Source organism: Roseovarius roseus, assembly GCF_043355935.2.
In the GTDB taxonomy this organism is placed as follows: Bacteria; Pseudomonadota; Alphaproteobacteria; order Rhodobacterales; family Rhodobacteraceae; genus Roseovarius; species Roseovarius roseus.
The window spans coordinates 73,182-85,849 of the sequence record NZ_JBHFPE020000005.1; the positions used below are offsets into that span (position 1 = coordinate 73,182).

Sequence of the window (12,668 nt, forward strand, 5' to 3'; positions counted from 1 at the left end):
CCTCCTAGCGGGCGTCTTGCAGGATCAGGTCGGCGCCCTTTTCCGCGATCATGAAAACGGCGGCCTGCGTGTTGCCCGACACGATCGTCGGCATGATCGACGCATCGACGACGCGCAGGCCCTCGATGCCATTCAGACGCAGCGAAGCATCGACCACGGCGCCCGCATCCGTGCCCATCCGGCAGGTGCCGCTGGCGTGGTAGATCGTCTGGCCGTTGTCGCGCGCGAATTGCAGCCAGTCGCCATCGCTCTGGCAGCTCTCGCCGGGGCTGATCTCGGGGCCGCGAAAGGCGTCCATCGGGGATTGCGCCACGATGTCCCGCGTCATCTTCATCCCGTCCACCATCGCGCGGCAATCCTCGGGCGTGGCGAGGAAGTTGGGGCGGATGACCGGCGGCGCGCCGGGATCGGCGCTGCCGATATGAACCGTGCCGCGCGACTCAGGACGCAGTTGCGTGACGCCGATGGTCATGCCGGGCAGCTTGTCCAGCTTGCGCTCGGCCGCGTTGGCATAGCTGGCGTGAAGGAAGAACAGCTGCACATCCGGACCTTCAATGTCGGGCCGCGTGCGCATGAAGCCATGCACGAGGCCGGTGCCATAGGTCAGGATGCCCTTGCGCGTGAGGGCGTATTGCAGGACCGATTTCACGAGGCTGAGCCCGCGCGTCATCTCGTTCAGCGTCACGGGCTGGGTCACGCGCCAGTTCATCCGCGTGCAGTAATGATCGATATAGTTCGCGCCGACGCCCGGTGCCTCATGCGCCACGTCGATGCCCGCCGCGCGCAGGATCTCGGGATCGCCGATGCCCGACAGCTCGAGCAGTTGCGGCGTGTGGAAGGCTCCGGCGGCGAGGATCACCTCGCCCTGCGCATGGGCCTGCCGGATCTGGCCGCCCTGCAGCACCTCGACGCCCCTGGCGCGCCGCCCGTCCAGCAGGATGCGCCGCGCCTGCGCGCCGGTCCAGATGGTGAGGTTTGCGCGCTTGCGCACCGGGTCCAGATAGGCGGCGGCGGCGCTGACGCGGCGGCCATCCTTCTGGTTGACCTGGTAATAGCCGAAACCGTCCTGCGACGCGCCGTTATAGTCCTCATTCTCGGGATGGCCCGCGGCCTTGGCGGCGCGGATGAAGGCGCGCCCGATCTCGGGGCGCTCCTTGACGGTGGTCAGGGGCAGGGGGCCGCCTTGCGCGCGCAAGGCGCCGCCTGCTTCGTCGTAATCCTCGATCCGCTTGAAATAGGGCAGCACATCGTCAAAGCCCCAACCGGTGCAGCCGCGCTGCGCCCAGCCGTCGAAATCCTGTGGCTGGCCGCGCACATAGATCATGCCGTTGATCAGGGTCGAGCCGCCCAGCCCCTTGCCCTTGGGGATCGAGATCACGCGATTCATCGTTGCCTCTTCGGGCTCGCTGGTCAGGCGCCAGTTGTGGCGCGGGTTGGTCAGGAGTTTGGAAAATCCGGCGGGGATATCGACCCAGTGGCTTTGCCCTTCCTCCCCGGCCTCGATCAGCAGGATCGTATGCTTGCCGCTGGCGCTGAGGCGGTTGGCCAGAACGCAGCCCGCGTTGCCGCCGCCGACGATGATGTAATCAAAGCTGTCACTCATGCGGCGGCACCACCTTGCCGGGGTTCATAAGGCCCTGCGGATCGACCGCATGTTTGATGCGCTGCGTCAGGTCGCGCTCGGCCGGGCTCGCCAGCCGCGCCCATTCGGCCACGCGATACTGCCCCAGCCCATGCTCGGCCGAGATCGAGCCATCGTGCTGCGTGACCATGTCATGAACGGCGGCATTGACACGCGCCGCGTCCTCTTTCGCCACGTTCATCACGTTGTAATGCAGGTTCCCGTCGCCCAGATGGCCGAAGATGTTGAGCCGGGCATCCGGCGCGATGCTGCGCAGCATGTCGCCGGCCTCTTGGAGAAACGCATCCATTCCGGGGATCGGCACCGAAATGTCATGCTTGATCGCGCCGCCCGCCTTGCCCTCGGCCTCGGTCAGGCTCTCGCGAAGCTGCCAGAGCGCATCGGCCTGCGCCTCGGACTCGGCCAGCACGCCGTCGGTGGCCCAGCCTTCCTCAAATGCGGTCTCGAGCAGGGTTTCCGCCGCCTCGCGCAGGCCGGGCAGGGACGAGCCTGCCTCGATCAGCAGTACCCAGTCGGCGCTCACCGGGGCGTCTTGCCCCATATGCTCGGCCACCAGTTTCAGGCCGTCGCCCGAGATCAGCTCGAAGGCCGAGAGCGCCTCGCCGATCTCGTCCTGCGCGCGGGCGTAGAGGCGGATGGCGCTGGCGATGTCCGGGACGGCAATGAGTGCGGTCGCGCGGTGGCGGGGCAGGGGCACAAGGCGCAGCACGGCGGCGGTGACGATGCCGAGCGTGCCCTCGGTGCCGATGAAGAGCTGTTTCAGGTCGTAGCCCGCATTGTCCTTGCGCAAGTGGCGCAGGCGGCTGAGGATCTGGCCGTCCGGCAGCACCACCTCCAGCCCCAAAACCAGCGCGCGTGTCATGCCGTAGCGCAGAACATCGACACCGCCCGCGTTGGTGGAAATCAGCCCGCCGATCCGGGCCGAGCCTTCGGCGCCAAGGCTGATGGGCAGAAGGCGGTTTTGCTCTTCTGCCGCGTCCTTGACGATCTTCAGGATCGCGCCCGCCTCAACCTCGATGGTCATGCCTACCGGATCGATCCGGTGGATGGCGGTCATGCGGTCAAGCGCGAGGATGACCTGAGTGCCGCTGGCATCTGGCGTGGCGCCCCCCGCGAGACCGGTATTGCCGCCTTGCGGGACGATGGCAGTATTGGCCTCAGCGCAGGCGGTGACACATTTCGCCACTTCATTCGTCGAGGCGGGGCGCACCACGCAAAGCGGCTTGCCATGGAACATGCCCCGCCAGTCGGTGGCATAGCCCTCGGTATCGGCGCCGGTCAGCACCGCGGCGTCGCCGCAAATGCTGCGCAGCATTTTCAGCAGGGGCGCCGCGTCGTTCATCAGAGTGCGCCCATGAACTCGGCCATGAGGCGCGCCTGAGATTGCAGCATCGGCAGGCCTGGATGGGTGCGCGCGCCCACCTTTTCCGCAGCGGCCAAAAGGGGAGTGACGGCAGGGTCCATGATCGCCTCGGCGACGATCTGGTCCTTGTGAAGTTGAGACGTGTCCAGCGGCAGCGCATCGCCCTCGCGCATCCCGAGCGAGGTAGCGTTGACCACCAGATCCGCCTGCGCGACCGCACTGGCATCGGTGGAGAGCGTCACATCCGGGTAGGCGGCGCTGACGCGATTCGCCAGATCCTGTGCGCGCGCCTCGGTGCGGTTGGCGATGGTCAGCGCGCTCACACCCGCCTCGGCCAGTGCAAAGGCGATGGCACTGGCCGCGCCGCCCGCACCGGCAAGGATGACCTTGAGACCCTTGGGATCATGTCCCGCACCGCGAAGCCCCTCGACAAAGCCGACACCGTCGAGGATGGCGCCGGTCAGCTTGCCATCCGCATCGCGGCGGATGCAGTTGACTGCGCCCACCATGCGGGCCTGATCGGTCAGATCGTCGCAAAGCGCGGGGATCACCGTCTTGTGCGGGACGGTCACGATGACGCCCGCAAGGCTCTGGATGGCGCGCAACCCGCGCACGGCGTCCGTCAGCCCTTCGGCGCTCACATGCAGTGGCACCAGCACGCCGTCATGGCCGATCTCGCCAAAGAGACGGTTCATCACCTGCGGTGTTTTGACGTGGTGAATGGGGTCGGCGAGGATGCCGTAGAGCTTTGTATTGCCAGTGATCTGGGTCATGTCTTTGCCTTCAGTTTTGAGCCGAGTGGCTCACGTCATATAGAGCCCGCCGGCCACGTCGATGGTCTGGCCGGTGACAAAGCTGGCCTCGCTGGAGGTGAGCCAGAGTGCAGTATCGGCCACCTCGGCGGGCTGGCCGAGGCGCGCCATCGGGGTTAGCGCGATCTGCGCGTCATTGGCGGCCTTGCCTGCGCCCGCGACCATGGGCGTTTCGATCCGGCCCGGCGCCAGCGCGTTGACGCGGATGCCATGCGGGCCAAGCTCCGCCGCCAGATGTATGGTAAAGCCGACGATGGCGGATTTCGTTGCGGCATAGTGGCTGGCTACGATGGGTGAATGGGTCTTGCCCGCGACAGAGCTCATATTGACGATCCAGCCGCGCCCCGCCTCCCGCATGGCGGGCGTCAGCGCGCGGATCGTGTTGAAGCTGCCCGTCAGGTTCACATCCACGACGCGCCGCCATTCGGCGGGGTCCATTTCCCAGACGCCATGCGGTTTGCCCTCATGCTTGGGCGAGATGCCGGCATTGTTGACGACCGTATCGAAGGGCGCATGATCGGTGGCGAACCGGGCGCATGTCTGCTCCACTGCGTCCCAATCGGCGACGTCCAGCGCGAGCGGCACCGCATGGCCAAGGCCCAGCTGCGCGATCAGCGCCGCCGTCTCGGCAATTGCGTCTTCGTTCATGTCCGCGACGCCCACGGTCGCGCCGCGCCGGGCAAATCCAAGCGCGATGGCGCGCCCGATGCCGTTCCCGGCGCCGGTGACCAGCACGTGGCGGCCTGCATGGCTGGGGCGGGTGTCGATCTCTTCGGGGGTGATTTCGGTACGGTCCATGTCAGATCCCCAAGTAAGCTTTGCGCACATGGGGGTTCTCCAGCAGCGCGTCGGCATCGTCGCTCAGCACGATCTCGCCGTTTTCCAGCACATAGCCCCGGTCGGCGGCCTTCAGCGTGTGAAAGACGTTCTGTTCGACGATCAGCACGGTCGCACCTGTCTTGACGATGCTGTCGATCACCTCGAACACCTGTGACACGATGATCGGGGCAAGGCCCAAGGATGGCTCGTCGAACATCAGCAGGCGCGGCTTGGCCATGAGGCCGCGCGCGATGGCGACCATCTGTTGCTCGCCGCCCGAGAGGGAGTTGGCCTTTTGCTCCAGCCGCTCCTTGACGCGCGGAAAGAGGTCCAGCACCTCGTCCATCAATTGCGACTGGCTGGCCCGCGCGCCCTTGCGGTAGGCGCCCATTTGCAGGTTTTCGCGCACCGTCATGTCCGGGAAGAGCTGCCGCCCCTCGGGGATCAGGGTGATGCCTAGCTCGACCGTCTCATGCGATGAGAGCCGGGTGATATCCTGCCCGTCGAAATGGATGCTGCCCGCCGTCGGCTTGATGAGGCCCGAGATGGTGCGCAAAGTCGTCGTCTTGCCCGCGCCGTTGGCGCCGACGATGGTGACGACCTCGCCCTCGGCCACGGTCAGTGACACATCGTGCAGGATGGTGGTGCTGTCATAGCCCGAATGGATGCCCTTCAGCTCAAGCATGGGTGAACTCCTTGCCCAGATAGGCCTCGATCACTTGGGGATCCTCGACCACGGCCTTCGGCTTGCCCTCGGCGATGACCTCGCCCGAGCTCAGCACGATGACATGGTCCGACAGGGACATGACCGCCTGCATCACATGCTCGATCGCGATGATCGACACGCCCTCGTCGCGGATGGACAGCATCAGGTCGATGGCGCGGCGCACATCGGCCTGGTTGATGCCGGCCATCACCTCGTCCAGCAGCAGAACGCGCGGCTCCATCGCCATGACACGGGCGACCTCCAGCCGTTTCAGCCCGCCGATGGTCAGCGATGACGCCTCCGCATTGAGGTAGGGCGCGAGGCCCATCTTTTCGGCCGTGCGGCGCGCGGCGGCGCGGGCCTCTTCCACATGCGGATAGCGGTGGAAGGCGCCGACCATGATGTTTTCCTCGACGGTCATGGCTGCAAAGGGCTGCACGATCTGGAAGGTGCGGCCAACGCCCAGCGTGGCGAAATCGGCAGGGGACTTTGGCGAATGCCATTCGCCGTCCGGCCCCTTGATCTCGACCGTGCCGCTATCGGCATCCAGAAAGCCCGAGATCATGTTGAAAAGCGTGGTCTTGCCGGCCCCGTTGGGTCCGATGAGGCCCAGGATCTCGCCCTCACGCAGGGTGAAGGAGACGTCGTTGGTCACATGCAGACCGCCGAAATGCTTGTTGAGGTTCCGCACGCGGACGACTTCCTCGCCCGGCTCGGGCGGAGTGAACTCGCGCGCGACCTCGGGCGCGGCGACCTCGGCGGCCTGTTTGCCGGTCTCGTCCTTGGGTTTGAACCAGCGCCCGACAACGCCCATCAGACCGTTGGGAATGAAGATCACGACCAGCACCAGCACCGCGCCATAGACGAAGCCATGCAGGCCAACCGCCTCAGCCCCCAGCGCGCCGCGCGCAAACTCGGTGATCGGCACCAACAGGACCGCGCCCAGCAGGGGCCCAAAGACGGTGCCGAGCCCCCCGATCAGCGCGAACATCGCGATCTGGATCGAGAAGGCGAGCGAGAAGGCCGACTCAGGCTCGATGAAGGTCAGGTACATGCCGTGGAACGTGCCCATCATGGCCGTCAGCGCGGCAGAGATGGCAACCGCGATCAGACGCACCTTGACCGTGCCGACGCCGGCAGCGCGCGCCGCCGATTCGCGCTCGCGCGTGGCGACCAGTTGAAAGCCAAGGCGATGCGAGCGGATCCACCATGCGACCGCCAAGATGAAGCACATCATGCCGAAGGCGATGATGAGGGCCGGCAGACGCTCGCGGAAGACCATCCATTCCCAGCCGATATTGAGCGGGATCATCATGCCCGTCGCGCCGCCGGTGAAGTCGCGGAAATGCAGGGCAAGCTGGTGGAACACCTCGAGGAAGGCGATGGTCGCGAGGGCAAAGAACGGCCCGTGCAGGCGAAAGCACGGATAGCTGATGATGACAGCGACCACGGCGGCGACGCCCGCTCCCGCAAACATGCCCAACCAGGGCGTGACGCCCATATTGGTCAGCATGATGCCCGCATAGGCGCCGATTCCGTAGAAGATCGCGTGGCCCAGCGACAGCTGCCCGGCGAAACCGCCGACAATGTTCCACGCGGTCGAGAGGCCCGCGAAGATGCAGATCGTGATGAAGATGTGATAGATGAACTGATCATCCAGCGCGACGGGCGTGATGAAGATTGCGGCCAGAAGGACGGCCAGGGCGATGACCGCGCCGGTGCTGCGTTTCGCCGTGGGGCTGATCGTGGCGGTCTGGGTGCTGGTCTGGTCTGTCATGACACATGCGACAGGTTCAGTCGCCCTCCGAACAGGCCCTGCGGACGCAGGATCAGGATGAGAAGAAAGACGCTGAACACCGCGACTTCGCGCATGTCAGAGCCGATGTAGAAGCCCGCGAGGCTGTCGATAAGGCCAATGATCATGGCCCCGAGGAACGCGCCCCCGATCGAGCCCAGCCCGCCCAGAACAACGACCACGAAGGCGGTCAGTACGAAATACGTCCCGATCCCCGGTGAGGTCGGGTAGAGCGGTGCCACAAGGCAGGCGGCAAGGCCCACGCAGGCGGCACCGAGGCCGAAGGTGATCATGTAGACGCGGCTGACATTGATGCCCATCAGCTGCGCGGCGGCGCGGTTTTGCGCGACGGCCCGGATGCCCCGGCCCGCCTGCGTGCGCTGCAGGAAAAGGTGCAGGCCGATCACCAGCAAGGTGGCGACGGCGAACATGACGAGCTGTCCGGTCAGCAGGCGGATGGGCCCGATCTCGATCGCGGTGCGCAGGCCATAGCTGGGCGTGGTGTAGATATCGGCGCCGAAGATTAGCAGCGCGAGGTTGATCAGCGCGGTCGAAAGGCCGACGGTCGCGAAGATCTGGATGTCATGGTTGCGCGCGGACATCAGCGGCTCGATCAGCAGCTTTTGCGTCAGCATCCCCAGCACGAAAAGCAGCGGCACGATGGCGGCGACGGCGGCATAGGGATGCAGGCCCAGCTGCGTGCTGACCAGGAAGGTGGCATACATGCCGATCATCAGGAATTCGCCATGGGCGAAATTCACCACCTTCACGATGCCGAAGATAAGCGTCAGGCCGACGCTGGTGATGGCAAAGAGACCGCCCAGAAGCAGTCCGTTCACCACGACTTGAAGAAAAACGTCCATCGACCGATCCCACCTTGTCCGGAAAAGGGGGCGGGCCCGACATGGCCCGCCCCGGTCGATCCCATGAGAGGGATCAGAGTGCCAAGATCAGTTCTTGGTGCGCATCTCGGCGGCGGCGGCATCGTCGGGATAAACCGTGACCAGCTTGCCGTCCTGCCACTGCAGGCCCATCATCCGGGCGCGTTCGTTCTGGTTGTTCTCACCGAACTTGACGCCATAGCCTGCCGCAGTCGTGCCCTCGGGGATGTCGATGGCCGAGACCGCCTCGATGATCGTGTCCGCCTCAAACCCGTCGGCCTCATTCAGGGCCTGCAGGATCGCCATCGCGCCGACATAGTTGGTCAGCGAGTGGCCCGACAGCGGCTCGCCGCCGTATTTCTCCTCGTAGGCGGCAAGGAAATCATCGATGCCGGGGGTGAACTCCTTGTTCACGATATACTGCGTGAAATCGGTGTTCAGCACGCCGTCGATGATGTCATGCCCGACCGCGTCCGCCGTCGCCTGGGTGGAGTATCCGCCGCCGCCACCGATCACCGCGAGCGGCTGATAACCCGCCTCGTTGGCCTGCTGCAGGAACAGGACCGAGTCGTTCTGGTAGGAGGTCTGCAGCACCACGTCGACTTCGCGCTGTTTCAGGTCCAACACGATCGAGGACATGTCGACCGTCGAGGCGGGATAGGCCTGCGTCGTCACCACCTCAAGTCCCGCCTCTTCGGCAAAGCGTGCTTCGTGGCCCGAAACGGATGTGCCATAGCTGCTGTCTTCGTGGATGATGCCGATCTTCAGATCGCCCGGCTCGACGCCAGCTGCGGGCGCGACCTTGTCGACGATCATGTCGATGATCGTGCGGGCCATGTCCTCGGCGGTGGGGTTGACGCGGAAGAGGTAGTTGAGGCCGCGCCCGGTGACTTCGTCGGCCACGGCGCCCAGCTCGAAATAGGGGATGCCCGACAGCTCGGCCACCTGGCTGGCGGCGATGGAGCGGCTGGATGAATAGGTGCCGAAGATCGCCTTGACGCCCTCGCGCGAAATCAGGCGGCGGGCTTCACCGATGGCCTGATTGTTATCGACGGCATCGCCGCGCTCCAGCACGATCTGCTCGCCCTGCACGCCGCCCGCGGCGTTCATCTCGTCCACGGCCAGTTCCAGACCGCGCGCGGATTCCTCGCCCAGAAGGGCCAGTTGCCCGCTGAACGGATAAAGCGCGCCGAACGTGACCTCGGCAGAGGCCGCCTGCGCGCCCAGAATGGCGCCCGCGGCGACGGTGGTCTTCAGGATATTGCTCAGTTTCATTGGGTTCTCCTCCCCATTGGTGGTTTTCGTCTGGCCCTGCGGCGCGCTCCTCCGCGCCGCCCGGCCCTTGGTCAATCCGTCATGGTCAACACGATCTTGCCGACATGCCCGCCGCTATCCATGCGGGCATGGGCGCCGCGGACGTCGCTCAGCCGAAAAGTGCTGTCGATCACCGGCTTGGCGATACCCTTGGCCAGCAGGGGCAGCACATGTTCCTCCAGCGCGGCGGCCAACTCGGCCTTCATCTCGACCGGGCGCGCGCGCAGGGTCGAGCCGGTCCAGGTCAGGCGCTTGGTCAGCAGCTGCAGCATGTTCAGCTCGGCCTTGGGCGGCTTTTGAAAGGCGATTTGCGCGATGCGCCCGTCGATGGCTACCGCCTCGATATTACGCTGCATGTAGTCGCCGCCGACCATGTCGAGGATAACCTCGGGGCCTTTTCCATCCGTGGCCTTCTTGGCCTCCTCGACGAAATCCGAGGTCTTGTAGTTGATCGCCACATCGGCGCCATTGCCCTTGGCGGCCTCGCATTTCTCGTCACTGCCACAGGTCACGATCACCCGGCACCCCAGCGCCTTGGCCAGCAGGATCGTTGTCGTGCCGATGCCCGACGTGCCGCCGTGAATGAGGATCGTCTCGCCCTTTTTCAGGCCCGCGCGCTGAAACACGTTGGACCAGACGGTGAAATAAGTCTCGGGGATGCCGCCTGCCTCGATCATGCTGAGGCTATCCGGAACGGGTAGCGCGTTCGTCTCATGCACCGCGCACCATTCGCCGTAGCCGCCGCTGGGCACCAGCGCCATGACGCGGTCGCCGATGGCAAAGCGGCTGGCGCCCTCGCCCAGCTCTTCTACGACACCGGCCATCTCAAGGCCGAGGATATCGGAGGCGCCGGGGGGCGGGGGGTAGTTGCCCTCGCGCTGCATCACGTCTGGGCGGTTGATGCCCGCGGCGTGAACCCGCACCAGAACCTGGCCGGGGCCGGGTGTGGGGCGCGGAAGATCCACCACGTCCAGAACCTCGGGGCCGCCTGCACCGCTGGCCGTGACGGCCTTCATGGTCTCGCTCATCGCTATGTCCTCCCATGGGGCATTCGCGTAAGGGCTTTTGCGCCTGCCCATTCCCTCCCCGGAACGGCAGACTCCCCTCGTGCCCTTTACCTCGGCTCGCGCTTGGACCTCGCTTTGAAAGCTGTCTGTGCGTAAGATCTGGCTATGGGCGCGAATGCGTTATTTGTTATAACAAGAATAAGCAGGGGAGACGCGCACTTGTCAACGCGGAGTTTGAAAAACGTCTCGGAGGCGTCCGATGTCCATGCCTGGGCCAGCCCGATCACCAAGGAAAACCTGGGCGATCGCGCATACTTGGCCCTGCGTGCGGCGCTGATGGGCGGGCAGCTCAAGCCCGGCGAAAAACTTCGCCTGCGGCCCATGTCCAAGCGATTCGGAATCAGCGCGACCCCGATGCGTGAGGCATTTCTGCGTCTCGTGTCGCTGGATGCGCTGGCGCTGGACGCGCGCGGCACGGCGATGGTGCCCGAGCTGACGCGGGACGAGCTGATCGAGATTCGCAACATTCGCCTCGACCTCGAAGGGCGCGCTGCTGCCGCCGCCGCCACTCATGCCACCGACGCGCAAATCGACGCGCTGGAGGCGATGCATATCGAGCTGTCACGCGCCTTCGAGGCGGGCGATCATGCGCAGGCGATCGATTTGAACACGCAATTTCACCTGCATCTGTGCCGCGCGGGGCGCATGCCGATCCTGCTGGAGATTGTCGAGACGCTGTGGGTGCGCTGCGGCCCGCTGCTGTCGCATCTCTATGACGGGGGCAATCCCTTTGGTGACATCCACCCGCATGTGACGGTGATAGAGGGTCTGCGCGCGCGCGATCCCGAAATGACGCGCCGCGCGATCTGCCATGATATCGAACATGGCGGGCAGGGCCTGTTGCGCCACGCGCGCCCCAGCTCCGACTCGGCCGCGCCCGAGGGCTGAGCCGACAGAGACGTTACAAAAGGCACGGCCATGGCGCCGGGAAACAGGGGCCTTGGGGGCGCGGTGTAAAAACCTGCGCCTTCTTTTAGTACGAAATTTCCACGTAAAACTGATTTATATCAATTAGATACAGGTAACCTGCTGGCCGGGCCGGGACGGCGCCCCAGAACAAAGGTGCTTTGTCATCAAACTGTAACATGCGTCTTACATAACCATCACAAACGCGGCGTATACGGCCCATGAGGTCGCGCTGGCGGCCGATGATCATGGGAGCAAACATGTCTTATTTGAAACTCACCGCCACGGCCTGCGCCGTCGCCGCCATTTCCACCAGCGCCGCTGTCGCCCAGAGCCGGGACGCCATCCGCATCGTCGGCTCGTCGACCGTATTTCCCTACACTCAAGCGGTTGCCGAGCAATTCGCGAACAACACCGGCGCCCCGTCGCCCATTGTCGAATCCACCGGCACCGGCGGCGGCATGCAGATCTTCTGCGGCGGCATCGGCGAATCGCATGCGGACATCACTGGCGCATCGCGCGCCATGAAGGCCTCGGAATACAATCTATGCCAGGAAAACGGCGTCACCGACATCACCGAGGCGCTGATCGGCTTTGACGGCCTGTCGCTGGCCATTTCGCGCGCGAATGACACCGAGTGGAACCTGACCCTAGGTGAAATCTACCAGGCGCTTGGGGCGCAGGTGCCCATCGATGGCGAGTGGATCGACAACCCCTACACAAAGTGGTCGGAAATCAACCCCGACCTGCCCGATACCGACATTCTGGCCTATGGCCCCCCGCCCACTTCCGGCACGCGCGACGCCTTTGTCGAGCTGGCGATGCATGCGGGCTGCGAAGAGCTGGACTATGTCGCCAACCTGGAAGTCGAGGACAAGGGCGACTGGGTCGAAGAAAACTGCTCGCGCATGCGCACCGACGGGCCGTTCGTCGAGGCCGGCGAGAATGACAACCTGATCGTTCAGCGCATCGAGGCCGATCCGAACGCCATGGGCATCTTCGGCTACTCCTTCCTCTACGAGAACATGGACAAGCTGAAGGGCGTGCAGATCGAAGGCGTCGAGCCGTCGATCGAGACCATTGCCGACAAATCCTATCCCGTGTCGCGCCCGCTTTATTTCTACATCAAGAACGCGCATCGCGGGGTCATCCCCAACCTCGACGCCTTCATCGAGGAATACATGTCGGGCGACGCGCTGGCACCCGGCGGCTACCTGTCCGAGCGTGGCCTCGTGCCGCTGGCCGAGGACCGCATGCAGACCCTGCAGGACAACGTCCTGAACGGTCAGTCGATGGAAGCCCCCGCAGGCTGAGCCGCATCGTGATCCTGCCCGGGCCGGTGCCATCCGGCCCAGGCACTTTA

At 64.9% G+C, this 12,668-nt stretch carries 11 protein-coding genes; 2 read left to right on the forward strand and 9 right to left on the reverse strand.

Annotation, left to right across the window (positions count from 1 at the left end; genetic code table 11):
* Positions 1-4: 4 nt before the first annotated feature.
* From ACEWPL_RS10370 to ACEWPL_RS10410, 9 genes are all read right to left on the reverse strand, one after another.
* Positions 5-1,603 (reverse strand): GMC family oxidoreductase, encoded by a 1,599-nt coding sequence (locus ACEWPL_RS10370; RefSeq protein ID WP_393934395.1) that lies wholly within the window; start codon positions 1,601-1,603, stop codon positions 5-7.
* The gene (locus ACEWPL_RS10375) at positions 1,596-2,984 is read right to left on the reverse strand and encodes an FAD-binding oxidoreductase (RefSeq protein WP_393934394.1); all 1,389 of its coding nucleotides are present in this window, start codon (positions 2,982-2,984) and stop codon (positions 1,596-1,598) included. The genes ACEWPL_RS10370 and ACEWPL_RS10375 overlap by 8 nt, the downstream gene beginning before the upstream one ends.
* A complete protein-coding gene (locus tag ACEWPL_RS10380; protein ID WP_393934393.1) occupies positions 2,984-3,778 on the reverse strand; it encodes a shikimate dehydrogenase family protein in 795 nt (264 codons plus the stop codon). Before ACEWPL_RS10380 ends, ACEWPL_RS10375 begins: the two co-directional genes overlap by 1 nt.
* 30 nt (positions 3,779-3,808) lie before the next feature.
* A complete protein-coding gene (gene fabG / locus ACEWPL_RS10385; protein WP_393934392.1) occupies positions 3,809-4,615 on the reverse strand; it encodes a 3-oxoacyl-ACP reductase FabG in 807 nt (268 codons plus the stop codon).
* A 1-nt stretch (position 4,616) separates the two neighbouring features.
* Positions 4,617-5,321, reverse strand: coding sequence for an ABC transporter ATP-binding protein (locus tag ACEWPL_RS10390; protein ID WP_393934391.1), 705 nt, complete (start codon positions 5,319-5,321; stop codon positions 4,617-4,619).
* Entirely contained in the window at positions 5,314-7,119 is a 1,806-nt protein-coding gene (locus ACEWPL_RS10395; protein WP_393934390.1) for a branched-chain amino acid ABC transporter ATP-binding protein/permease, read from the reverse strand. Before ACEWPL_RS10395 ends, ACEWPL_RS10390 begins: the two co-directional genes overlap by 8 nt.
* Positions 7,116-8,000, reverse strand: a complete 885-nt coding sequence (locus tag ACEWPL_RS10400; RefSeq protein ID WP_393934389.1) for a branched-chain amino acid ABC transporter permease — start codon at positions 7,998-8,000, stop codon at positions 7,116-7,118. Before ACEWPL_RS10400 ends, ACEWPL_RS10395 begins: the two co-directional genes overlap by 4 nt.
* 87 nt (positions 8,001-8,087) lie before the next feature.
* The gene (locus tag ACEWPL_RS10405) at positions 8,088-9,293 is read right to left on the reverse strand and encodes an ABC transporter substrate-binding protein (RefSeq protein WP_393934388.1); all 1,206 of its coding nucleotides are present in this window, start codon (positions 9,291-9,293) and stop codon (positions 8,088-8,090) included.
* A 71-nt stretch (positions 9,294-9,364) separates the two neighbouring features.
* Positions 9,365-10,360 carry an NAD(P)H-quinone oxidoreductase gene (locus ACEWPL_RS10410; protein ID WP_393934387.1) on the reverse strand — a complete coding sequence of 332 codons (996 nt, stop codon included), beginning with the start codon at positions 10,358-10,360 and terminating at the stop codon, positions 9,365-9,367.
* Between the two features lie 198 nt (positions 10,361-10,558).
* Between ACEWPL_RS10410 and ACEWPL_RS10415 the strand changes: the two genes are divergently transcribed.
* Both ACEWPL_RS10415 and ACEWPL_RS10420 read left to right on the forward strand, forming a co-directional pair.
* A complete protein-coding gene (locus tag ACEWPL_RS10415; RefSeq protein ID WP_393934386.1) occupies positions 10,559-11,287 on the forward strand; it encodes a GntR family transcriptional regulator in 729 nt (242 codons plus the stop codon).
* A gap of 278 nt (positions 11,288-11,565) precedes the next feature.
* A complete protein-coding gene (locus ACEWPL_RS10420) occupies positions 11,566-12,618 on the forward strand; it encodes a substrate-binding domain-containing protein (protein ID WP_393934385.1) in 1,053 nt (350 codons plus the stop codon).
* The last annotated feature ends 50 nt before the right edge of the window (positions 12,619-12,668 follow it).